At 43.6% G+C, this 21,935-nt stretch carries 22 protein-coding genes; 10 read left to right on the top strand and 12 right to left on the bottom strand.

Annotated elements, in window-relative coordinates; all coding sequences use genetic code 11:
* Positions 1 to 89: 89 nt before the first annotated feature.
* The 10 genes from F6J99_RS00890 to F6J99_RS00845 form a co-directional block, all read right to left on the bottom strand.
* Positions 90 to 251 carry a hypothetical protein gene (locus F6J99_RS00890; RefSeq protein ID WP_293111307.1) on the bottom strand — a complete coding sequence of 54 codons (162 nt, stop codon included), beginning with the start codon at positions 249 to 251 and terminating at the stop codon, positions 90 to 92.
* A gap of 26 nt (positions 252 to 277) precedes the next feature.
* Positions 278 to 439: a hypothetical protein gene (locus F6J99_RS00885; protein WP_293111306.1), complete on the bottom strand. Its 162-nt coding sequence runs from the start codon at positions 437 to 439 to the stop codon at positions 278 to 280.
* A 635-nt stretch (positions 440 to 1,074) separates the two neighbouring features.
* A complete protein-coding gene (locus F6J99_RS00880; protein ID WP_293111305.1) occupies positions 1,075 to 1,245 on the bottom strand; it encodes a hypothetical protein in 171 nt (56 codons plus the stop codon).
* Between the two features lie 67 nt (positions 1,246 to 1,312).
* The gene (locus F6J99_RS00875) at positions 1,313 to 2,062 is read right to left on the bottom strand and encodes a hypothetical protein (protein WP_293111304.1); all 750 of its coding nucleotides are present in this window, start codon (positions 2,060 to 2,062) and stop codon (positions 1,313 to 1,315) included.
* 79 nt (positions 2,063 to 2,141) lie between these two features.
* Positions 2,142 to 3,131 carry a sugar phosphate isomerase/epimerase family protein gene (locus F6J99_RS00870; protein WP_293111303.1) on the bottom strand — a complete coding sequence of 330 codons (990 nt, stop codon included), beginning with the start codon at positions 3,129 to 3,131 and terminating at the stop codon, positions 2,142 to 2,144.
* Between the two features lie 202 nt (positions 3,132 to 3,333).
* Positions 3,334 to 4,464: a TIM barrel protein gene (locus F6J99_RS00865; RefSeq protein ID WP_293111302.1), complete on the bottom strand. Its 1,131-nt coding sequence runs from the start codon at positions 4,462 to 4,464 to the stop codon at positions 3,334 to 3,336.
* A 221-nt stretch (positions 4,465 to 4,685) separates the two neighbouring features.
* The gene (locus tag F6J99_RS00860; protein WP_293111301.1) at positions 4,686 to 5,381 is read right to left on the bottom strand and encodes a pentapeptide repeat-containing protein; all 696 of its coding nucleotides are present in this window, start codon (positions 5,379 to 5,381) and stop codon (positions 4,686 to 4,688) included.
* Positions 5,382 to 5,516: 135 nt separating this feature from the next.
* Positions 5,517 to 6,008: a hypothetical protein gene (locus F6J99_RS00855; RefSeq protein ID WP_293111300.1), complete on the bottom strand. Its 492-nt coding sequence runs from the start codon at positions 6,006 to 6,008 to the stop codon at positions 5,517 to 5,519.
* A gap of 82 nt (positions 6,009 to 6,090) precedes the next feature.
* The gene (locus tag F6J99_RS00850) at positions 6,091 to 7,188 is read right to left on the bottom strand and encodes a ferritin-like protein (protein ID WP_293111299.1); all 1,098 of its coding nucleotides are present in this window, start codon (positions 7,186 to 7,188) and stop codon (positions 6,091 to 6,093) included.
* 59 nt (positions 7,189 to 7,247) lie between these two features.
* Complete coding sequence (locus tag F6J99_RS00845) at positions 7,248 to 9,131, bottom strand: GMC family oxidoreductase (protein WP_293111298.1); 1,884 nt, start codon at positions 9,129 to 9,131, stop codon at positions 7,248 to 7,250.
* Between the two features lie 134 nt (positions 9,132 to 9,265).
* On the opposite strand from F6J99_RS00845, the gene F6J99_RS00840 reads away from it, so the two are divergent.
* A complete protein-coding gene (locus F6J99_RS00840) occupies positions 9,266 to 9,427 on the top strand; it encodes a hypothetical protein (RefSeq protein WP_293111297.1) in 162 nt (53 codons plus the stop codon).
* Positions 9,428 to 10,881: 1,454 nt separating this feature from the next.
* Here F6J99_RS00840 and F6J99_RS00835 read toward each other — a convergent pair.
* Positions 10,882 to 12,138, bottom strand: a complete 1,257-nt coding sequence (locus tag F6J99_RS00835) for an ATP-binding protein (RefSeq protein ID WP_293111296.1) — start codon at positions 12,136 to 12,138, stop codon at positions 10,882 to 10,884.
* Between the two features lie 203 nt (positions 12,139 to 12,341).
* On the opposite strand from F6J99_RS00835, the gene F6J99_RS00830 reads away from it, so the two are divergent.
* From F6J99_RS00830 to F6J99_RS00790, 9 genes are all read left to right on the top strand, one after another.
* Positions 12,342 to 12,677, top strand: a complete 336-nt coding sequence (locus F6J99_RS00830; RefSeq protein ID WP_070391112.1) for a cation:proton antiporter subunit C — start codon at positions 12,342 to 12,344, stop codon at positions 12,675 to 12,677.
* Complete coding sequence (locus F6J99_RS00825; protein ID WP_293111295.1) at positions 12,674 to 14,107, top strand: cation:proton antiporter; 1,434 nt, start codon at positions 12,674 to 12,676, stop codon at positions 14,105 to 14,107. Before F6J99_RS00830 ends, F6J99_RS00825 begins: the two co-directional genes overlap by 4 nt.
* On the top strand, positions 14,104 to 15,540 hold the full coding sequence (locus F6J99_RS00820; RefSeq protein WP_293111294.1) for a cation:proton antiporter: 1,437 nt from the start codon (positions 14,104 to 14,106) through the stop codon (positions 15,538 to 15,540). Before F6J99_RS00825 ends, F6J99_RS00820 begins: the two co-directional genes overlap by 4 nt.
* Positions 15,537 to 15,926 carry a Na+/H+ antiporter subunit E gene (locus F6J99_RS00815; protein ID WP_293040811.1) on the top strand — a complete coding sequence of 130 codons (390 nt, stop codon included), beginning with the start codon at positions 15,537 to 15,539 and terminating at the stop codon, positions 15,924 to 15,926. The genes F6J99_RS00820 and F6J99_RS00815 overlap by 4 nt, the downstream gene beginning before the upstream one ends.
* Positions 15,923 to 16,174 carry a hypothetical protein gene (locus F6J99_RS00810; protein WP_070391116.1) on the top strand — a complete coding sequence of 84 codons (252 nt, stop codon included), beginning with the start codon at positions 15,923 to 15,925 and terminating at the stop codon, positions 16,172 to 16,174. The genes F6J99_RS00815 and F6J99_RS00810 overlap by 4 nt, the downstream gene beginning before the upstream one ends.
* On the top strand, positions 16,171 to 16,449 hold the full coding sequence (locus F6J99_RS00805) for a monovalent cation/H(+) antiporter subunit G (protein ID WP_293111293.1): 279 nt from the start codon (positions 16,171 to 16,173) through the stop codon (positions 16,447 to 16,449). The genes F6J99_RS00810 and F6J99_RS00805 overlap by 4 nt, the downstream gene beginning before the upstream one ends.
* Complete coding sequence (locus F6J99_RS00800) at positions 16,442 to 17,113, top strand: DUF4040 domain-containing protein (RefSeq protein ID WP_293111292.1); 672 nt, start codon at positions 16,442 to 16,444, stop codon at positions 17,111 to 17,113. Before F6J99_RS00805 ends, F6J99_RS00800 begins: the two co-directional genes overlap by 8 nt.
* Positions 17,114 to 17,776 carry a Na(+)/H(+) antiporter subunit B gene (locus F6J99_RS00795; RefSeq protein WP_293111291.1) on the top strand — a complete coding sequence of 221 codons (663 nt, stop codon included), beginning with the start codon at positions 17,114 to 17,116 and terminating at the stop codon, positions 17,774 to 17,776. It abuts the gene before it with no gap.
* Between the two features lie 469 nt (positions 17,777 to 18,245).
* Positions 18,246 to 19,904 (top strand): mucoidy inhibitor MuiA family protein, encoded by a 1,659-nt coding sequence (locus F6J99_RS00790; protein WP_293111290.1) that lies wholly within the window; start codon positions 18,246 to 18,248, stop codon positions 19,902 to 19,904.
* 296 nt (positions 19,905 to 20,200) lie between these two features.
* Here F6J99_RS00790 and iscB read toward each other — a convergent pair whose 3' ends face one another.
* Complete coding sequence (iscB, locus tag F6J99_RS00785; protein ID WP_293111289.1) at positions 20,201 to 21,463, bottom strand: RNA-guided endonuclease IscB; 1,263 nt, start codon at positions 21,461 to 21,463, stop codon at positions 20,201 to 20,203.
* Between the last annotated feature and the right edge of the window lie 472 nt (positions 21,464 to 21,935).

Here is a 21,935-nt window from a genome sequence, read left to right as displayed (position 1 = left end):
AGTAAACCATTTTTATATTCAGCAACGCCAATTTTTTAGCTTTGCGTTGATCCCATTCAATTGGGTCGAACCAATTTGACTTCCGACTTCTACTGTTCGTCCGACCGATAAATCGGAGCACCATGACAGGCATCTTCGTTTCCGGGAATGAGCTTACGAATCAGACTATTAGCTAAATCCCTGAGTCGGAACATTTCCCCTACTCCAGGAACCAAGCTGTCAGGATGACCATTCAAAGAAAATTCGGTCAAATATTTGTAAGCATTCAGCTAAGGCACTACCTGCTGCTCAGGGGGTGACAACAAGGCATTAAACTAGACAGGGTGTGGGGTGTAGGGGGTAGGGGGTGGGGAAAATAGAAGCGATGCAGCTTCGGAACAGGGGAGGCAGTGCGGTCTTGGGGGTTCCCCCCATGAGCAACTGCCGTGGTTTCCCCCATGAGCGACTGCATCAAGACAGGGAATTTGGAGTGATCCGGTGGGATAACAATCGCTCCGAAACCTGATTAAACGATCCAATGCCACCTAGCCAGCTCCTGATCTTTCCCCTCCTGGGAGGGGTTAGGGGTGGGTTCCCGTTCGCCCTCACCCCACACCCGGTCACCCTGTAAGGCTTTGAACGCGCACGCGTGGCCTTAAGGCCCCCGGCTGTTTGTCACCCCGTCAGACCTGCTGACTGCTGAGTGCTAATAGCTGATTTCTAAGTATCTATAGACTTATCGGGGTAATCACCAATAGTTATGCAGAAAATTTTCAATACCAGTAAGCGGTCAGTGGTCAGTAGTCAGCTTACTTTATTCAAAAGTACTGTGGCACAGGCTGGAAACCTGTGACCTAACCCATAAGCTAATAACTAATAGCTGATAGCTGAATGCTTACAAATAATTTTAGTTATTTTAAGATTATATCAATAAATTAGCTATTATAGCGGTTATTGCATTTATGAGGTACACTTTTCAACCTCAAAGTCCCCCTTTTTAAGGGGGATTTAGGGGGATCCCTTTGTACCTCATGGGAAAGAGAATTGCTAGAGTTTAGCATAGAAAGTACGAAAGAAGCAAGTTTTTATCCTTTTTTAAGTTTCTAAAGCATTAGAATGACTGTATTTTACTGATGATTGATGCACAGATATAGCAATTCTACGAATTGTGAGGTACAAATTTCTGGTTTTTAGGGAGAAGGGAGCAGGGAGCAGGGAAGAGGGAAAAGGGAAAAGGGAAGAGGGAAAAAATAATGTGTACCTCATGAGTCCTAGAAACGGTATAGAGAAGTTTGGGAGAAAGCGGATAAAAAGCTAACCATCTTAAGACTCTCTATTTCAACTTAATATCGACTTTCTCGAAACTCGTCGATCCAATATTTTTCAATATGTATTTTGATGGGTCTGTATGCCAACAGATTTCTCCTGGCTTGAACTCTTTTGGTTGTGACTTCCCTTGTGGTGTTTCTACCTCTACTGTGCCTGGGGAAATTGCAACAGTAAGGAATGGGAAGTTGTGAGTCAATAGTTCTGTTGATTCACCTGGTTGGAGATTTAATCGATAAACACGCATTTCCTCGTTGTCAAGGATTATCTCATGTTCAGGCAAATTCTCGGTTGCCATATCGTCTTCCGATAATTCTAATGGTGATAGGATTTCAACATCTTTAAATCGTAATATTTCATTGTCTAGATTTGTAATTGTGTGTGTGTATGGTTCGTCTGAGGCACAAGCAAATAAAGCCTCTCCAACTCCAGGTTCGACGAGTTCTTCTGGAGGCTCACCACCCACTTTTTCTATTTTATGGAGTCCCCCATTAATAACAATGGCAACATTATCTTTTGCGTGAGTGTGAGGTAATGTCCTATAGCCTGGAGGAAAAATAACATCAAAAACTCGCAGATACTGGTTCTCGTACTCAAAGTGATGATAGGGTTCTTCCTCAATTGGCACCACTTCTTGCTCTGTCTCGATTGTTTCACAGGCGATCGCTTGTCCCTCCTGTAAAAATACCCAGCAAAAGCTAAGTATAAACACAATAAAGAGCGAAATAATTCTTTTATTATCTAATATTTTTTTCATGATCATAATTGCAATAAAAAATGTTTTTAATAATGGTAATAGTTAACTTTATTGACTTAACTATTACCCCCAATAGCAGTTAGGAACTGCCTAGAACTTTGGTAATTTCATTGTTGGTTGCTTTGATAGCTTTCTCGGCGATTTCATAAGCACTGGGATAGGAATTAGGGTCATCTTGTCCTGGTATCCAAAACTTGCGTCGAGACAAACGTAGGGAGTCAACAAAGGCAGGAATGGCATTGAAAATTTCTACAGCAATTGGTCCCTTATATACTTCTAAAACTGGTGTGAGAAATTCCTGCCAGGGTAGCCAACTGGTATGAATTGCGCCACGATCAGGAGGTGAAACTTGAATATAATGTAGCCGTTCTTGTTGCGCTAAATTGGCAACTTGTCGTGAGAATTTTTCTGGTCCATCTCCATCTAATATTTCGTGGGCGCTGTCAATTACAACTCCCACTTGTTTACTTGTAACACCTTCAAGAAATTCTATTAATTGAGATAATTTATTTGGTCCAGGAGTTTCCCAATGAGTAATAGGTTCTATGGCTAATTTTACATTTTTTTCTTGAGCATATTCGCCTAATTGGTTGAGAATAGGTTTTGCATTGTCATAGCGTTCTTTTAAATGTTCTTGCAGTTCATCGCTCCAGATACCAGGGAAAACACCATAGGGAATAACAATTGGCCCCATCATAATTTCACCCCCTAAAGCGGCTGTAATATCAACCCTTGATTTCAGATATTCCAGTGCTTTTTGCCGTTGTTGGGAATCAGAAGAACTAGGATCGAAAGTTTCGGTTGCTCCTACATTGGTGGATATCTTAACATCAGACAACTCTTTAGCGTCTATGTATTTCCTTAACTCCTGATAATTTTGGATATCTTGGCTGAAATCTTCTTCAGAAGTAGGAGCAATGGGAAACTCAAACCCACTATAACCATAACCTTTTAACTCTTTAATATGCCGTACTATTTCGTTCCTATATTCCTCATCATTAGGTTTCATATCAGTAGTAAACATAAAGAAACTGATGTAAATATCAGGTAAAGATGGGGAGTTGCTCATTTTATTTTCTGGGAATAGCTAGGTTTTAATGATGGGGAGTGGATTTTTATTGGTGTTAAACCCAGGAATCCACAAACCTGTCAACCATCTCTTGGTGCGCGTTCCCTAGGTGATTGCGAATCACCGGGGTCGCACCGCTTGCTGGGGTTAAGTTAGGCACCTACCCCAAAGCTTTAATCTGCTTTACTAGGGTTGAATAGAACTATAACCCGGTCTGTTCACAGAGATAGTCTCGCGCCATCAATGCATAATCCAAAGGAGTTTTTGATGGGTCGTATCCCATGGTTGTGTTGGGGTCTTGTTCCGCTTCAACTATCAACCATCCTTCATACTTAGCATCAGCAAGTGTTTTCAAGATAGGATTAAAATTAATCACCCCTTCAGAATCACCAGGAACAGTAAACACTCCTGCTCGAATGGAGTCTAGGAAACTCCATCCATTATTGATAGAGTCCCTTAACACTGATTCACGAATGTTTTTCAGGTGAACGTGCTTGATGTGAGAAGCATAGGTAGTGACAAGATTCTGTATGTCTGCAAGAATTTCAGTCGACGTTTTACTGGTATTTTGGGCAATTGCATAGTAAAGATGACCGGTATCGAGGAGTAATTCGAAATCGGTCGCACCATTCATTAATCTATCGATATCTGCCGGAGTTTCTACTCCCGTTCCCACATGGGGATGGTAAACTAACTGCATATTTTGATTAGATGCTTCTCCACCCAAGTAATTTAATCCCTCAATTAATTTTGTCCATTGGTCATTGTTAAAACTAGGTCGGTTTTTTAAGGGATCAATCGGTTGTTGATGAACAGCACCACCGAGTTCGGCAACAACAATAATGTTACTGTCAAAACCTTTCATGAATTGTATCTGATCATCAAAGATCCTTTCACTTTCTCGTTTGCCTTCATCGCCAAGGGTGAAGTAAGTCCCTACCCAAGGTTCAGAAATCGTTAAACCACGGAGGTCTAGTTCCGGTTTCAATTCCTCTTTGCTGGGAAATTTAGGTGAACCTTGAGTACCTTCAAATCCTGATAGCGCTATTTCACTGAGGATTTGTTGGTAGGGTATGGGAGGATTAGTATCAATAGTGAGGTCGTCACTATTACTCCAACCTGTGGGGGTAATGCCTAAACGAACGTTGTTGGCGTTTTCAAAAGTAACTGTAGCATTGGCATTGGCAGGAAGTGCGGTAGTTATCCCGATTAGGAGCGCCATAGCTAAGGCAATCAACAAACGGCTGATTTGTTTCAAAAAGGATTTTAGCTCCTTCGGTTCAGTATCAAAAGTTTGTACTTGTTGTTTCATTTTTGCTGGTTTCTGTGTCATGACAATTTCGTCGTTTTTACTAGTCTTGACAATGACTTTGTAATCTAGCGGTTTGGAGTTTTATTAAGTACATAGTTCTCGGTTTTTAGGGAATAGGAAATACTGAGGCAGTGCTACTTCCTACTCCCTAAAATCCAGAACTTGGAATTATACTTAACCTACAGGAAAACCACTATCTGTTTCTTGATTCGATTCTAGAAATCTTGACTCAATCTACGGTCTTAAGGGCAATCTAATGCCTCATAGCTGGACACATCTCCATTATACATAGTATTGTCAGGCATCGTTGCACCATATAGATCGGCGTTGCATAGGTTGGTGTTCTTAAGAGTAGCCCCTGATAAAAACACACTTTCCATCAGAGTATTAGAAAAATCACCACTGGATAAATCAGAGTCAGATAAATTGGCGTTTTTGAAATCTGCATCTTGGGCGATCGCATTGGACAAAACCGCATCAGAGATGATGGCATATTCTAGATCAGCTCCTGTTAGAGTGGCACCGGATAATTTTGCATTAATCATCTTGGCATTAATCAATTTTGCGTTGGAGAGATCGGCATTGATTAGAATGGCATCTTGTAACTTTATCCCCAGCATATATGCGTATGATAAATTTGCTTCGGTTAGATTTGATCCATTTAGCTTTGCTTCATTAAGCAATGCTCCCGATAAATTGGCTCCTGAAAGATTAGCGCCAAGGAGTGCGCTGCCATATAAATCTTTACCGGATAAATCTTCTCCCGATAGATCGCAGCCATTGCATTCATTTGTCGTCAGCAACTGCTCTAGAGCATTTTGGGTTGCAGTTGCACTATCTTGGCGGAAAGCTTTAGCTGGCAAACTAAATGCCGTCAAGCTAAGGAGAATCACTAATCCAAAAGCAGAGATTCGCGTAAACCAAGGTTTAATGTTCATGTTCTCTAACTAGAGTTGTATTCCAAGCAATAACGTCTCACAGCAGTGTTAAGATGGAGGCAGTAAACATCAATTTAAAACCTTCTGCCAAACTTGAGACCCATCCCACCCACCCCACATGAAAACTGCTCTTAATTAACTGAGGCTAACGGAAGGCTCTTCACTCCAAGTTCCATATCCTGGTGCTTTGGCCCCAGGGGGATTAACCCCAACTGCGCGCCACACCAGTCCTTCGGGATAGGCTTGGGGACTGGGAATACAGGTCTTATTATCTACTAGGGTTACACCAAAATCTTTCCCCGATTGATCGGGAAGTTCATACCAGGTAGCGGTATACCAGAGTTTGATGATGTTACGGGCAATAGGTCCTAGTTTCCAATAAGCCAGAATATCAGAATGTAGTCCCTCAGTTAAAATAGAAGGCTTATAGTTCTTTTGTGCCTTCAGGTCAAGATCATGAAAGGTGTCGAGTAATTCCTTCAATATTGGTTTACCAATTTTTGTCTCAACGGTTTGATAGTAAAGCTCCGCTTGTCCAGTTCCTAGCAGATCAAACCGAGAAAATCCGGTAACTACTACGGAGAAATCAAGGAAATGCTCTATCAACTCATCTTTCTCAATATCCACTTGTTATTTACCTCCAGAAAATTGTTAGCTTTGGGTTACTCCCATTAAATTTGGCTTTGAAAAATTTTACTTCCAATGCTCTTTAATCACACTTATAAATCGGACCAGCATGCAAGCCACCAGACCCTGGAATGGGATTACGAATCAGACTATTAGCCAATTCTTTGAGTCGGAACATTTTGCCCACCGCAGGAAGCAACTGTTGAGGATTACCATTAAAGGACTCTTCAATCTCTGCGAGGAAGTCACTGTAAGCTTCCTGGAACTCCTGGGCGTGAATATATAACTCTGAATCTGTCTCACAATATTGTCTGAGCTTACTCAGGGTAAGATTTTCCATGACGGGATAAACCTCTCCCCAATCAACGTTAAAGGTTTTACCGGTGGGATGATCGCGATCATCTTGATCTATCACATAGTATCGACCCAACTTTAGTTGTTGAAAACGATAGTAATGGCAAAGTTTCTTTTCAGAATCATAGATCGTTTCGCTTCCAGACCCTTCACCTTGGGTTTGAATAACGTATAAAGCCTTGAGGGCAGAATCAAGATCCGTTACCTTGACGATATCTCCTGCACCGTCATAGTAATATTCAGGAGTAATTTGCTTACAAGCATTACCACTGAAGAGATTATGACCTTCAGCCTTATACTCTTTATCTAGTTCATATAAGCCACGGATTATCTCTGTGTAGAACAACCCAATGCTGTAATAGCCCAGATCTTCTTCTTGGCCAAGAAGTTTCAAAATACTGTGCTTGAATGTTGGCCTGGGTCGAGCTGGGACTAATGGTTTGTCTTCAGACACATGCTTAGCACGTTCAATATTAAGAAACGTCTCCACTGCGTCTTGGGAAAACTTGCCTAAGTTAATGTCAAATGGATCTTCCTGGGGATTTGTAGGCATTCCAGCGGGATAGCTAGGAACAAATTCAGGGTCGGTCAAAACGCCTTCAATGTTTCCCCCAACTGCATTAAACACATTGGCTGCTAAGGTTAAATGAAGCATTTCTTCCACAGCAATGTCTCGAATAATGTGGAACGCTTCTAGATTTGAGCCTGGTTTGAGAGAGTAAAGGGCTGTCAAATAAGGGGGAAGAGTTGCATGTTCTATGACCATGGCCTGCTTGAGATAGTAATGCAGGTCTTCAACCGTTGTAATCAACTTATAATCAGTCATCAATAATACCTCTGCTGGCAATAGTTTCAAGGGTTGTGAAATCAGTGCGCTTGGTTGTTTTAAATCTCAAGGTTTTTCAAGTCCTTAAGCATTTGTTCAGAAGCTTTAAAACTTAACGCAGCCAGAGTCAATGTGGTATTGGAACTGCCAATAGAAGGCATACTTCCTGCACCAACCATGTAGAGATTCTCATGGTCCCAAGAACGCAGATTCTGATCAACAACAGAGTCAGATTTATTCGTTCCCATAACGTGGGTTCCCGCAAAGTGGTTTCCTCCTCGAGTCCAATAGCCGTTACCTTCATAAAAAAAATAAGCAGGGTCTTGGGGTTGCTCATCATAGTTAGTATGATCTTTGACTCCTAAACGCTCAAAGATCGTACGAGAGAGCTCTCGGGCGAAAACGATGGCGTTTTTGGTGTAATTAGGGATGTTAAAGTGAATAACTGGACGAGGAATACCTAGTTGATCCTTATATTGGTCATCAATAGTGACTCGGTTACTGGACTCGGCGGGTAATTCACACATGAAATCCAGCAGTAACTGCCGTGAGATCTTACTAATCAATTCCTGACGCAGTTGATTTCCATAGATATTTTGATCAACAGCATATCGCACCACCTTAGTGGGATCCGTACCAGACCATCCCCAACCATCGTTGTGGATAGACATGGCGAATACGGATTGATTGTGACGAAACTTACCTTTACGAAAGTGACTGATGCCTGATGTAACCTGAGGACCTCGCAGAGTACCAGTCACGTCAGGCATCAAGCCCCTTGCTAAGAGGTAGGGGTGATCCATTAGATACCAACCCATGAATCCACTACTGCTAGGTAGTCCAGAAATCAGCATTAACTTGGCATTTTCCACCGCATTAGCTGCTAAGACAAATAAAGTTCCTGTGGCAATTCCATCGGTATGGTTGGGAGAATCTTTATCCTGATAGTGCTTAAAGTGAATACCGGTGACACGACCGTTTTCCCCAACTTCAACTTTAAAAGCGACAGCCTTGGGAAGTAGATGCACGCGCTCGGGAAAGGCGATGGTATTTAGGGTTTTTCGGGCATCATACTTGGCTTGAACCGGACAGATGGGTACACAGTTAGCGTTTCCTTGGCACCGTTCCCCATACTCAACCGGATTGACACTGGCAACTCCCTTGGGAACAAAGTTATGGGGGCGCAACTCATTCGGTTTAAAACCAGGTCTTTTGTAATCAGGGTTAGGGATACTATTACGAGCCTGGGGGAAAGTACTAAGTCCTAAACTAAAGGTCTCGCCATAAAGGTCAACGGTAGCGTCACCAAGTCCCTCACTCACTTTCTGATCTAAATAAGAAGGGGGAAGCTCTTTCATGGGCAGGACATAGCCAGGGATAAAGGGGACACCTAGATTTGCTTGTTCTTCTGTGTTCCCAGAAACCCCAAGCTCATACTCTGCTTGACGGTAATAGGGTTGAAGATCTTCATAGCTAATTGGCCAGTCAAGACCTTGTCCGTAGTTGGTGCGTAACTTGAAATCGTCCGGTATCATCCGTATAGTTTTCCCTTCCCAGTGCATGGTTGTCCCACCCAAGACCCGCGTATAGGAACCACTCAGAGGGAGGGGACCTTCCTCCTTAAAATAGTGCCTCGGATCATCAGCCTCAGGGAATCGCAGAACATCATCAGTGGGGCTAAGGGCATTGGGATTTCTGGGATACGGAGAGTTGGAGTTTTTCTCCACAGCGCCGTAGAAGGTTTCGACGTGACTTTGAAAGCCCTCAAGGGTTAAAGCCTGACCAGTTCCCGCCTCAAGGATTAAGACAGTCTTGCCCTGTTGGCTCAATTGTTTGGCGACAATGGCTCCAGCTACTCCCGCTCCCACGATTACAGCATCGTAATCTTTATCACGGACAATCTCGGGAGTGACAAATTTAATGCTCGTTTGACTTTTGCTCATATTTTGACTCCTGTCCACTCTTTGGTGTTATGTTCCAGTTGCATGTTGTATTTGGTCGCCGAAAAACCATGGGCAACCTCAACGCCATTAATATCTAAACTGCGCTGAATAATCCAGCCTTGCTTAATAATGGAATGATTTTAAGAGTAAGGTGGAACGGGCATCTTGCTGTGGAATGGGCATCTTGCGTGGAATGGGCATCTTGCCCGTTCCTTAGATTTTCGGGCAGGCAGGATGCCCACCCCACTCATATTCATTCCTTGATTCAGCAATGCCGTATTCGCATCCTATTTTGAAATACCTACTGGATCTGACAATTCATAGGATAAGTATTTTGGCTGATGAATTTTGAAATTTTGTCTGACGTAAGGCTTTTAGACTGTAGATGCATTTTCCCTATTAAAAATTGCTTTACTATTGCTTTACTTTGGAACGAAAATTTGCATACTATCCCCACTATAATCCTGGAGATTATTTGAAGGGGAATTATCTCTATCGGGTATTAGTTGGAGTTACCCATACCTATACTCGAGATAATCGAGTATAGGAATAATCCAAGAAATTATGGAGTGTTAAGCACCGTGTTTAACTTAGCTACTTCAAACTTTGGAAGTAATGGCTCCGTAAATAAAGCCAATACAGCTATCTGAATGATGGGAACATAATTCAATTTGCTACCCATGTATTTTTTTCTACGCTCCGGATATAAAGGTAATTCATTTACTGGAAAATATCAAGTCCTATGAAGCCTGAAGGGGCAACGAAACAGGCTGAAATGTTGTTTATCAAAAATAACTCTTATTTGTGGTATAAAAATTTACGTCTATGAGGGGGTAATCAGGAAGCTATAAAGCATACTGAATAATAATCATGGCTTGTTGCCCCCTGTAAAAACTAAGTCACTTATTCATATTTATTTTTATTAAAAATTTTGCTAAATTAGACCAACACTCCATTGCCCCTATCCAGAAAAGTCCATATAGCAGAAGTCAGAAGTCAGAAGTCAGAAGTCAGAAGTCAGAAGTCAGAAGTCAGAAGTCAAACTCTTGCGCTTACTTAGGTTTGAGACTTTTGTCATGTCCTAACTGCCCTGGCAACTGCTATATAAAGTTATCCAAAAATTACTGTGTCCTTCCCTCCCTTGAGTTCTTGGCAGCGCCCAATATCTGAGGGGGGTGAGCAGGAAGCTATAAGCCAGACTGAATAAGAATCATGGCTTGTTGACCCCTCTAAAAAAAATATGTGTTATTAAAAATAATTATTATTAAATGAGTGGCTAAAGGGTAAGCTAATCTAAATTTTTTTTAAAATGTAGTTGACAAAAATACAAAACTATAGTGACAAAAATAAAACTAAAGTAAAACTATAGCATTTATATTTAATAGGTGAACAAACTCGCCTTTGGGAAAGGTAAGAGGCAAGGGTAAGCTGATGTAAAGTTTATTTAAAATGTACTTGACAAAAATCCCAAACTATCATTAAAGCCAGAAAACTAAAATCAAACTATAGCATTTATATTTGAGTTGTGAACAAACTCGCCCTTGGAAAAAGCAAGAGGCAAGAGGCAAGAGGTAATACTTAATCAAGTATATAGGGATTTTTGGTAATGTCAAAAACTGTAATGCTTGTTTACATTTCATTTATAAAAACTATAGTGGATTGCATAAATAGGGATTGTTGCCTCAGGTTCCGCTAAAAGCGATTAGCCCGAAGGGCTACGCTACTTGAGGTGCATCTACTGAATTTGATATCAACTCAGCCGCTTGCAAAGCCACAAAGCAAACAGAGGTAAAGCGAGTCGGTAGCCTTGCCCGGAGCCATAAATTAAACCTTTGTGCTGCAATCCAGCGATCGCTCCTTGGAGAGAACCCCCTCTTGATAGGTAATGCTTTTGAATATAATCTCGACTTTGTGGCTTGTCCGTAGGGTCTAGGGCGAGGGATTCTAAAAGATGGGCTTGATTAGCTGGAAGCAGCATCAGTAATGACTCGAAGACCATGGATAAGTCCCCTAGCAGTTCTTGGATGGCCTGCTGAACATGGCCATCACGAATTAGCCCATCAGACACTCGTACGGACTTGAGGCGTCGCACCAGTGCCGAAGCATCACCGAAGTGTCCTTGCACCGCATTGACAAAGATTTCCAGTGCTTGCGATCGCGGATCGAAGGTCAGCCGTTGCGTATGCAAAACTTCAGTGACCCAAGCCGCAACCACATCATCAGCTAAAGGAGCCAGCTGCACGATTTCCAAATTATTCCCCGGTTCATGGGGATAAATGCTGGTTTCTGCGATTGTTGCTACTAGCACATAACTTACCTGAGTCTGACCCTCGATCTGTTTCCGCAAAAATTCTTCCCACACCCCATGACGATCCCAAGAGCGGATGTGGGGGAAGCTTTCCAAAATCAACACTACCCGTTCCCCCTCAGATTCAGCTAACCTTTGCAGCAGATCGAGTAATACTTCAAATGCTTTCCGTTGCAGCTCTTTGCTCTGGATCCGAACCGGTTTAAGTCCCTCTGTGCCAATGCCTTCATCCTTCAGGACAAATAATTCCGCTGCCTGACCTTCAATCCAATCTGCCATTAGAGCTTGAACTGTTGCCATTGGAAACGTCTGGTTTATGCTCTCCCACAGCAGTTGCACGAAGCGCTGACCATCCGTAACCCGGATGCAGTCAACCTCCAGGATTTTAACTCCAACTTCCCGTGCCGCCCGCCTTACCAAAGTCCGCCGTCCGCTTCCCGGCACTCCCACAATCAGCAGGTTGCCATCACGGGCTAAAACGTGAGTGATGCGCTGGAATTGTGCTTGCCGCCCAACCAATTCAAATGGTACTGATAAATCCAAAAGATTCACGGCTAATGCATCCCGATCCCAAGTGTAGAAATCCTTCGGCGGCACACCTTCACTAGTTGGCAAGCTTCCAACTGTATTGCTAACTGTATCCCTGGCATCCTCAGGGCTGAGATTAACCATTGATTTGCCATGAGTCGATTCTGTCATCTGCTCTTGCCCGTATTTTTCCCAATCCCAAGCTCAAACCAAAACCTTGGTGTGGCATGAGTCTATGGTTTCCCTAGGCACTTATCAATAGTGTCAATCGTTCCTAGCACTATTAAAACGTGCTATATATTTTATAGCACTGTTCGACAGTATTATTGTATAAAGATAATTACCACCAACCCTTACCCAATAGGCAAAAACCCGTGTTAGAAGCATTCATATTTGCCACAATATTGTGCGGATTTTTCGGCATCATCCTTAAAAAGAACCTGGTTATGAAAATCATCTCTATGGATATCATGAGCACGGGGGTGATTGCCTATTACGTGTTGGTGGCATCCCGAGATGGTTTATTCACACCTATTCTTTCCAACGTCGAAAATAGGGCTTACGCAGATCCGGTGCCCCAGGCAGTGATCTTGACAGCAATTGTGATCGGCTTTTCGATTCAAGCCTTGATGCTAGTAGGTGTTATGAAACTGGCACGGGACAATCCCACCCTGGAAAGCAACGAGATCGAGAAGAATAACACCCCATGAGTACCATTACGATTCCCTGGATTGCCCTACCGCTATTTGTGGGATTCAGCATTTATCTATTCCCCAAATTTGACCGATACCTCGCCCTAGGGGTTGCCATGGTTTCGGTTGAATATGGGACACAGCTATTTCTCACAAAATCGCCATTAAGCCTAAAGCTGCTGGATAATTTCGGTGTCACATTACTAGTAGATCAATTAAGCGCCTTTTTTATCTTGACCAATGGGCTGGTAACCGCAGCAGTCATTCTCTACTGTTGGCAAAGTGGTAAAACAGCTTTTTTTTATACCCAAACCATTATCTTACATGGCAGTGTCAATGCCGTATTTATCTGTGCAGATTTGATCAGTTTATACGTAGCATTAGAGGTAATTAGTATTGCTGCGTTTCTGTTGATTGCCTATCCCCGAACCGACCGCTCAATTTGGGTAGCCTTGCGCTATCTTTTGATCAGCAATACAGCCATGCTGTTTTATCTGATCGGCGCAATTTTAGTCTATCAGGCCAATCATTCCTTTGCCTTTGAAGGGTTGCGGGGAGCAACTCCAGAAGCTCTTGCCCTGATCTTTCTGGCACTGTTAGTCAAGGGGGGAATATTTGTCTCAGGATTGTGGTTACCCTTGACCCACTCCGAATCTGAGAGCCCAGTGTCGGCATTGCTATCGGGAGCTGTGGTCAAAACGGGAGTCTTTCCACTGTTGCGTTTTGCTCTGATTGTGGAGGAACTTGATCCCATCGTCAGGATATTTGGAGTGGGGACAGCGCTTCTGGGAGTAGGCTATGCCGTGTTTGAAAAAGATACCAAGCGTATGCTGGCGTTTCATACCATTTCCCAGTTAGGCTTTATCCTAGCCGCACCAGAAGTCGGTGGCTTTTATGCCCTGACCCACGGCCTGGTGAAAGGGGCGCTCTTTTTAATCGCGGGTGTTTTGCCCAGCCGCAACCTCAAGGAACTGCAACATAAGCCGATTAATACCCAAATCTGGATTGCCCTGGCTATAGCTAGCTTCTCAATTTCCGGCTTTCCCTTATTGTCTGGCTTTGGGGCGAAGGTGTTGACCATGAAGAATCTAATGCCCTGGGAAGTTATCGGTATGAATATTGCTGCCCTAGGAACAGCAATATCTTTTGCGAAATTCATCTTTCTGCCCCATGGGGATAGCAGCCAAGGGCAGGTAAAGCTCGATTTTTGGTTAGCGATGATACTGTTGCTCGGTGGGCTGATTGCCGTCAATAGTGTGTACTACCAAGCATATAATTTTGCCAATATTATCAAACCCCTGGCAACCATTGCCCTGGGGTGGTTGGCATATTTTTTGATTTTCAAACGATCTGTAATCAAGCTGCCCCGTGTGCTTGAAGAATTTGACCATCTCATTGGGATGATGAGTCTGATGTTAATCCTACTGTTCTGGATGGTGTTTCCATGAGTACCATTACCATTGCCTGGATTGCCCTACCGCTATTTGTGGGATTCAGCATTTATCTGCTCCCCAAATTTGACCGATACCTCGCCCTAGGGGTTGCCCTTTTTTCGGTTGAATATGGCACACAGCTATTGCTTACGGCAAAATCGCCCTTAACTATACAGCTGCTGGATAATTTCGGTGTCACATTACTAGTTGATCAATTAAGCGCCTTTTTTATATTAACCAATGGGCTGGTAACGGCAGCAGTCATCCTCTACTGTTGGCAAAGTGGTAAAACAGCTTTTTTTTATACCCAGACCATTATCTTACATGGCAGTGTCAATGCCGTATTTATCTGTGCAGATTTCATCAGTTTATACGTAGCATTAGAAGTAATCAGTATTGCTGCGTTTCTGTTGATTGCCTATCCCCGAACCGACCGCTCAATTTGGGTAGCCTTGCGCTATCTTTTTGTCAGCAATACAGCCATGCTGTTTTATCTGGTCGGCGCAATTTTAGTCTATAAGGCCAATAATTCCTTTGCCTTTGAAGGGTTGCGGGGAGCACCTCCAGAAGCCCTTGCCCTGATCTTTGTGGGACTATTAGTCAAGGGGGGAATATTTGTATCAGGATTGTGGTTACCCTTAACCCACTCCGAATCTCAGAGCCCAGTGTCGGCGTTGCTATCGGGAGTTGTGATCAAAACGGGAGTCTTTCCACTGTTGCGTTTTGCTCTGATTGTGGAGGAACTTGATCCCATCGTCAGGATATTTGGAGTGGGGACAGCGCTTCTGGGCATAACCTATGCCTTATTTGAAAAGGATACCAAGCGTATTCTCGCCTTTAGCACGATTTCCCAGTTAGGCTTTATCCTCGCCTCACCAGAAGTGGGGGGCTTTTATGCCCTGACCCATGGTTTGGTCAAATCAGCGCTCTTTTTGATCGCGGGTGTTTTGCCCAGCCGTAACCTCAATGAACTGCAACATAAGCCGATTAATACCCCAATTTGGATTGCCCTGGCTATAGCTAGCTTCTCAATTTCCGGCTTTCCCTTATTGTCTGGCTTTGGGGCGAAAGTATTGACTCTGAAGAATATAGTGCCCTGGCAAGTTATCGGTATGAATGTTGCTGCCCTAGGAACGGCAACATGCTTTGGTAAATTCATCTTTCTGCCCCATGGGGATGGCAGCCAAGGGCAGGTAAAGGCCAATTTTTGGTTAGCGATGATACTGTTGCTCGGTGGGGTGATTGCCGTCAATGGTGTGTATTACCAGGCATATAATTTTGCCAATATTATCAAACCCCTGGCAACCATTGGCCTGGGATGGTTCGCATATTTGTTGATTTTCAAACGATCTGTACTCAAGCTGCCCCGTGTGCTTGAGGAATTTGACCATCTAATTGGGGTGATGAGTTTGATGTTAGTGTTATTGTTCTGGATGGTGTTTCCATGATTGGGCATCTAAATCTAATCTTACGACTGGTTATCTGGTTTTTGCTGACTGCCAATCTGAGTCTGCCAAATATCATCATTGGGATTGCGATCGCATTTTTATTACCGGGACGCCCCAAAACCCCAGAAGCCTTAAAGGATTGGCTGCGGGTGCTCGGTGAAGTGATAGTAGCGATTCCCCAGGCATATATTGAGGCATTTGAAATCATGCTTCGTCCTCATAAGCACGAAGATGTAATCATGGAAGGAGTCAAACCCCAACGGACTCCTGGGCTGATATTCCTGGATATATTCCTGATCACCTTTACACCAAAAACCATTGTGTTGAAATACCACCAAGATGGCAGGTACGAAGTTCACCGGGTTAGACGGAGGAGAAAGCGATGACACTGATCCTGATTGCCATGATTCTGGCTCTGCTCATCCCCATTTATGAGGCTTGGCAAGATGATGATATTTGGCAAAAAATGTTGGCATTTGGCAGTATTGCCACCAAGACATCCATCATGATCCTGATGGTATCTGTCTTGCGCGATGATTGGATGATCGGTGTTGTCGGAGTGATCATCTTGAGTGTGGGGAATGCTGGATTAATGTTACTGGCACACGTAATTAAACGAATGAGTGATGTATGATTAATGCACTGAGTTACACTTGCATAGGTGTCGGAATCCTATTCTGGTTTTGGGGAACCTTTCCCCTAATCGGTGAGCGATCAGTATTATTCAAGCTACATAGTCTTTCAGTGGCAGATACCCTCGGCTCGATGAGTATCATCGTCGGGCTGCTCCTGAAGATACCCAGTGAATGGCCGCTGTTGATTCTCGCCATTATCTCCTTAGCGATCTGGAATACAGTGCTGGGATATGTGTTGGCTTACTGTTCCAGTAGTGGGGGTGACAATGACTGATAACTATATCTATGTGATAACCGCCCTGCTGCCTTTGTCAGCCTTGATGCTGGTATTTCAGGTCAATCCATACCATGCTCTGGTGATCCGAGGCATACTCGGAGCGGTGGCGGCTTTGGTCTATGCCATGTTTGGGGCAGCGGATGTGGCTTTGACCGAAGCGTTGGTGGGTACAATGCTAGCCATTACCCTCTATGCGGTTGCGGTGCGTTCATCCTTAACCATGCGTCTTGGAGTGATCCCAGACAGGCCAGTGGAGGCAGATGGAGAGTCTTTAGCAGACAGCAAGACCAAACCGGATTTTGGGGAACTGATCAATGACTTACGCACAATTCTGAACAAACACTATATGCGCCTTGAGCTGGTAACCTACACAGATAGGGATAGCTTGCAGCGGGCGCTGTTGGCAAAAGAAGTCCATGGGACCTGTACCGAAGATGAGGGATGGCTCTTTGAGCAAGACCAGAGGGGATTCGCTCCAGGGGCTACCCAGAAGGAATCACCAGAGGATGAGCAAGAGCAGGTAGCGCAAGAGTATGAAACCCTACCTTATCACACCCAGACCAGGGTTCAACGCCTCTATGAAATCATGCAAAGTGAACTTTCATTATCGGCGACAAGCCTAACTTATGTAAATATACCAGAGGCAGGGAAAGATCATTAGATGAAATGGATTTACATTGCAGCAGGGATAGCGCTGTACGTCAAATTTATGGTTTTGCCCAATCCAGCGGCAGACTTATCAGATCTCTCTATCGTCGAATCCATTGTACAAGATACTGGGGTGCCCAATGCCGTTTCGGGTATCATTTTCCGGAATCGGCTCTATGACACCATCTTTGAAGTGGTGGTATTTACGATCGCGATCATGGGAGCTAAATTTCTACTGGCCGATGAAAAGCCCTTCTGCACGATCTATCAATTTACCGATAAACCATCCATTGTTCTAGCGCGTCTGGGAGCGACGATTGCGGCGTTGGTAGGTATCGAGCTGGCGATTCGGGGGCATCTGAGTCCAGGAGGTGGTTTTGCGGCTGGGGTGGCGGGGGGAACCGCAATCGGTCTGGTTGCCATTACCTCATCATTCCAGTGGATGCAGGCAATCTACAAACGCTGGCAAGCTGCTAGGTGGGAAAAGGTTTCAGTTTTGATTTTTATTGTACTAGCGGTTATAACGTTGACGGGAGTAGAATTACCCCACGGGGAGTTGCAGACACTGGTCAGCGGTATCGTCATCCCCTTACTCAACATCCTGGTGGCAGTAAAAGTTGCCTTGGGTTCGTGGGCAGTTATTTTGGTTTTCATTCATCATCGGGGATTGCTATGATCGATTACAGCAGTTTTAAATTTGATGAGGTACAAAATTATGGGTTTTAGGGAGCAGCGATCCCCCCTAAACACCCTTAATAAGGGGGGAAAAGAGCAGGGAACAGAACAAAAATCCTGTGTACCTTATAGTTATGAAAAACGCTGTCTTTTTACCTACAGCCATTCGCCCACACCCAGTAAGCCTAAAAATCCTCCTTGTCACTCCCTCACCAGAACTGCTATAGTGTACCGGCTTTCAAGCTAGTAAGGTACAAAAATGATGATACCTCAGATAATTCTATTATAGCAGTTTTTAGTTTAATGAGGTACATGGTATTTTTTCCATCTTACCTATTGACTATTATCTCTTCCCTTTTACGTATTATCTATTCCCTGTTCCCAGATCCGCTGTTCCCAGATCCGCTGTTCCCTGTTCCCTAAAAAAATATTTGTACCTCACATAATTAAAAACTGCTATACATATCATCATGGTAAACACAGACACGACCTTAGAAGATACCAGCCTGACAGTAGAAAGTCGAATCTCCCAAGTGACCGTCTACTCCAACCAGGCAAGGGTGACGCGGGGCACTAAGGTGTCACTGACTGGGCAAGAGCAAGAACTGGTAATCCCTCGGCTACCGATGACCATCGAAACTGAGTCGGTGCGAGCAACAGGGACTGGTACAGGGGTTGTGCGATTATTGGGAGTACGGACAGAAAAAGTCTTTGACTCTGAACCAGTGGTGGAACAAGTTGCTCAATTGAGTGGGCAAATCAAAGAGTTAGAAAAACAAAAACGCCAGCTCCAAGACCAGCTGGCGTCAAAGGAGCTAGCACAGAATTTTGTGGAGGCTTTGAGTGATAAAGCTGTCCAACACTTTTCCCGCAGTATTGCCCAACAACAGATTGGCGTGCAGGAAACAGGTGAATTTCTCAACTTTCTGGAGCAGCGTCACCATGCAGATGCGATCGCTATCGCTCAACAAGAAGAACAACAGCAAGAGTTACAAAAGCAAATAAATGCTCTGAAAGCTAAGCTACAACAGTTGAAAACGCCCCGTCCCCAGGAGAGCTTGAGCATTATTGTTACCTTAGCAGCAGAGGGGGCGGTGGATTTTGACCTAGAAGTCTCCTATGTAGTGAATCGTGCCAGTTGGATACCACTTTACGACTTGCGCAGCAACAGCAGTAGCGATCGCATAAATCTGAGCTACCTGGCACAAGTAAAACAAAACACTGGGGAAGATTGGTCTAACGTTAGCCTGACTCTTTCGACGGCTAAGCCTGGACTGGGAACCCTACCCCCTAAGCTGGAACCATGGTACATTCAGGCACTAGACCAACAACCTATCCGAGCTTTGCGAAGGGAAAAGAGTAGGGCAATGTCTAGCTCAATGTCAGAATCATCTCCAGATCAAGACTATGAGGATGAGTCGGAAGCATTGACAACTCGTAGTGCTCCCCAAGCCATGTTAGCAACGGCAGCAGTTGCTGCCCAAGCAGTGGTAGCAGTAGTATCGACAGAAGGAGGTGTGGTTACCTTTGAGTTAGATGGTAATAGCAATATTCCTAGTGATGGTTCCCCGCACAAAGTAACTATTTTCAGTGATGAATATCCTAGTAATCCTGAGTATCTTGCCATTCCTCGGCTAGTTAGCTTCGCCTACCTACAAACTGTTGTTACGAATCCTGTTACTGGTGCAACCTTGTTACCAGGAAAAGCGAATATCTTTCGTGATCAAACCTTTGTTGGTACAACTAACTTAGAGAATATTGCACCAGGACAAGAATTCAGGCTCAACTTAGGAATAGATGAGGGAATCAAAATTGAGCGGGATTTAGTGGAGCGTCAAGTTGATAAGAAATTAATTGGCAATCAGCGCCGCACGACTTATGCCTATCGACTCGTAATTACTAATTTGCAAAGTGAGCAAAAAACGTTGGTAGTAAAAGAACAGTTGCCAGTGAGCCGTGATGAAAAAATCAAAGTGCGGCTGACTCAGACTAATCCCAAAATACAGACCGGTGAGATGGGATTGTTAGAATGGAAACTTGATTTATCACCCCAGGATAAGCAAGAGCTATATTATCAGTTTATCATAGAGCATTCCCCTGACTTAAAAGTAATTGGTTTGGATATTTAGCTGGGATACTGATTTTTCTGGGTTGTCTTATTACAGGATAATTTTAGTATTTCAAAAGTAATTTGATACAGCGTTTTTAATAGCTATTAGGTACACAGTATTTTTTACCTATTACCTATTACCTATTACCTATTACCTATTACCTATTACCTATTACCTATTACCTATTACCTATTACCTATTCCCTGCTCCCTGCTCCCTGCTCCCTATTCCCTAAAACGAAGGTACCCGATCGGGTACTACTAATAGTCTGACTGAATGTAATAGGAAGACTATTTCCAGGTAGTTTCTGGTATTTACTGGCAAAATCCGTAAGTATAACCATCTTTCCTGTGAATCCTAACTAAGTTTTTGACGTGCAAGCTTATTGCCTTTTCCCCTGGAACCGTGTAATTAAATGAATTACTTTTGCTCCTAGGGTTAACTCTCCCAAACTTTCCGGTCAAGATGTTTTTAGCTATGTCTCCACTACACCAACCTTTGATGGGCCTCAACGGATTATGTCTGATCGGGTAGCCGTACTTATTGAGTGCTGCTTTTTGTCTGCCCCCTTGTCCTTTACAAGTAACCAGAAGCGGTTGGGAGGTTTTCAATGTCAACATCTCAATATCCCCGACACAGGCAGCGTCAATCCAATGTTCTTTAGGAAAACCCAGCTTAGTTCGGTTGTACTTGGTTTGCGCTCCCGTTCCAGTGACTATGGGTTTGATTCTTTTAAGTACCTTAACTAATTTGTTGCGAGTTGAATTAACCGCTGCTGCATCTCTTAATGGCTGCTTAGCCTTAGATTTGATTTTTTGTAGTAGACTCGGTTTCTTTTTTAAGAAGTCTTCTATAGACTTGTTCCCTTTGCGTTGGTTGCATTTATCGCAGGCTAAACAAAGATTACTTATTCGATCACTTCCACCTTTAGATTTTGGATAAATATGTTCAATTTGTAACGGGACGGACTGCTTGCCACAATAGGCACATTCCCTTCCCCATTTTTCAAGTAGGTACTCTCTAACCTCATATCCAACTAGCTCGCCTTGCTGGTACTCAACACCATTGATTTCAGGGTTCTGCATTTTCTGGGTATCAAACTTAACTCTTTCAACCCAAAACTCATTGATTGGACAGAACTTAATTAATCGTTTAACCCAAGTTTCAATAGTCAAAACCCGGTGCTCTAAGCTAGGGGCAAGCCAGCCTTCTTTTCGTCTACGGTTAAGGAATCTGGGTTTTCTGTAGCGGGTGTTGCGGTTACGCCTTCCGCGCCTTACAGCTCTTCTAGATTCTAGTTTTCTCTTGATCAGCCCTCCCCTGTGTTCTAATTCCATTCCCCAAATAACTTGATTGTTTTGAACTAAGGCAAATCCAGTTACCTTACTACCAGGGTCGATTTTTATCTGACAAGGTGAGATGGTTGGATTATTGATCGCAGTTTTCAAGATGATTGTAAACGGGTACATCCTAAAAACCGCAGCTTTCCCTTTGTCTAGTAACCGGCGAGCTTTCTTTGGTGGAATGGGGTTTAATGGTTGAAATTTTGTGTCAATGACAAATACATAATTTTGCATTTTTAGTGCTCTCAATTCGGTAATGTGTTCCTCGACAATGTTGGAATGGCTTGTTGAGCTAACCACACATTTGCCTTTGTCTTAATGATTAGCGACAGAGCCAGAAGCTGGAGATCACCTCTGGGTGTCATGACCAAACCAACGTAGGAAGCTAATCCTGAGTCTGCAACCCAGTGGGCAATTCCAGAAATTACCGGGAATTGCCTAGGCTTTCACTAGGTGATGAGCCACACTAGAAGTAGGGAGTATGAAGGGAGGATCGCATTTATGACATTTCAGGCAACTTTCTGCGCAGCTATTGCATCATATAGCATCAGGATTAGGAATAATGTTACGTTTTGTTGCAATTAAGGGAAAATGTCCATTGCATAATGTGTAGCTATTAAGTCGATATATATAGAGGCTGTATATCCGTTTGCAGCCTCTAGTTGTCAGCTATGTCGATCTGGCACCGCGATATCTGCCAGATCGA

This window comes from Moorena sp. SIO4G3, assembly GCF_010692305.1.
GTDB lineage: Bacteria > Cyanobacteriota > Cyanobacteriia > Cyanobacteriales > Coleofasciculaceae > Moorena > Moorena producens_A.
The sequence above is the reverse complement of the archived record's forward strand: the minus strand, read 5'-3'. Positions and strand labels throughout refer to the sequence as shown.

What these genes read in the sequence shown, in the direction of transcription:
- F6J99_RS00885 (WP_293111306.1), bottom strand. Translation starts at nt 439, where the DNA reads ATGGGGGAAACCACGGCAGTTGCTCATGGGGGGAACCCCCAAGACCGC.
- F6J99_RS00880 (WP_293111305.1), bottom strand. Translation starts at nt 1,245, where the DNA reads ATGAGGTACACATTATTTTTTCCCTCTTCCCTTTTCCCTTTTCCCTCT.
- F6J99_RS00875 (WP_293111304.1), bottom strand. Translation starts at nt 2,062, where the DNA reads ATGAAAAAAATATTAGATAATAAAAGAATTATTTCGCTCTTTATTGTG.
- F6J99_RS00870 (WP_293111303.1), bottom strand. Translation starts at nt 3,131, where the DNA reads ATGAGCAACTCCCCATCTTTACCTGATATTTACATCAGTTTCTTTATG.
- F6J99_RS00865 (WP_293111302.1), bottom strand. Translation starts at nt 4,464, where the DNA reads ATGACACAGAAACCAGCAAAAATGAAACAACAAGTACAAACTTTTGAT.
- F6J99_RS00860 (WP_293111301.1), bottom strand. Translation starts at nt 5,381, where the DNA reads ATGAACATTAAACCTTGGTTTACGCGAATCTCTGCTTTTGGATTAGTG.
- F6J99_RS00850 (WP_293111299.1), bottom strand. Translation starts at nt 7,188, where the DNA reads ATGACTGATTATAAGTTGATTACAACGGTTGAAGACCTGCATTACTAT.
- F6J99_RS00845 (WP_293111298.1), bottom strand. Translation starts at nt 9,131, where the DNA reads ATGAGCAAAAGTCAAACGAGCATTAAATTTGTCACTCCCGAGATTGTC.
- F6J99_RS00840 (WP_293111297.1), top strand. Translation starts at nt 9,266, where the DNA reads ATGATTTTAAGAGTAAGGTGGAACGGGCATCTTGCTGTGGAATGGGCA.
- F6J99_RS00835 (WP_293111296.1), bottom strand. Translation starts at nt 12,138, where the DNA reads ATGACAGAATCGACTCATGGCAAATCAATGGTTAATCTCAGCCCTGAG.
- F6J99_RS00825 (WP_293111295.1), top strand. Translation starts at nt 12,674, where the DNA reads ATGAGTACCATTACGATTCCCTGGATTGCCCTACCGCTATTTGTGGGA.
- F6J99_RS00820 (WP_293111294.1), top strand. Translation starts at nt 14,104, where the DNA reads ATGAGTACCATTACCATTGCCTGGATTGCCCTACCGCTATTTGTGGGA.
- F6J99_RS00815 (WP_293040811.1), top strand. Translation starts at nt 15,537, where the DNA reads ATGATTGGGCATCTAAATCTAATCTTACGACTGGTTATCTGGTTTTTG.
- F6J99_RS00810 (WP_070391116.1), top strand. Translation starts at nt 15,923, where the DNA reads ATGACACTGATCCTGATTGCCATGATTCTGGCTCTGCTCATCCCCATT.
- F6J99_RS00805 (WP_293111293.1), top strand. Translation starts at nt 16,171, where the DNA reads ATGATTAATGCACTGAGTTACACTTGCATAGGTGTCGGAATCCTATTC.
- F6J99_RS00800 (WP_293111292.1), top strand. Translation starts at nt 16,442, where the DNA reads ATGACTGATAACTATATCTATGTGATAACCGCCCTGCTGCCTTTGTCA.
- F6J99_RS00795 (WP_293111291.1), top strand. Translation starts at nt 17,114, where the DNA reads ATGAAATGGATTTACATTGCAGCAGGGATAGCGCTGTACGTCAAATTT.
- F6J99_RS00790 (WP_293111290.1), top strand. Translation starts at nt 18,246, where the DNA reads ATGGTAAACACAGACACGACCTTAGAAGATACCAGCCTGACAGTAGAA.
- iscB (WP_293111289.1), bottom strand. Translation starts at nt 21,463, where the DNA reads ATGCAAAATTATGTATTTGTCATTGACACAAAATTTCAACCATTAAAC.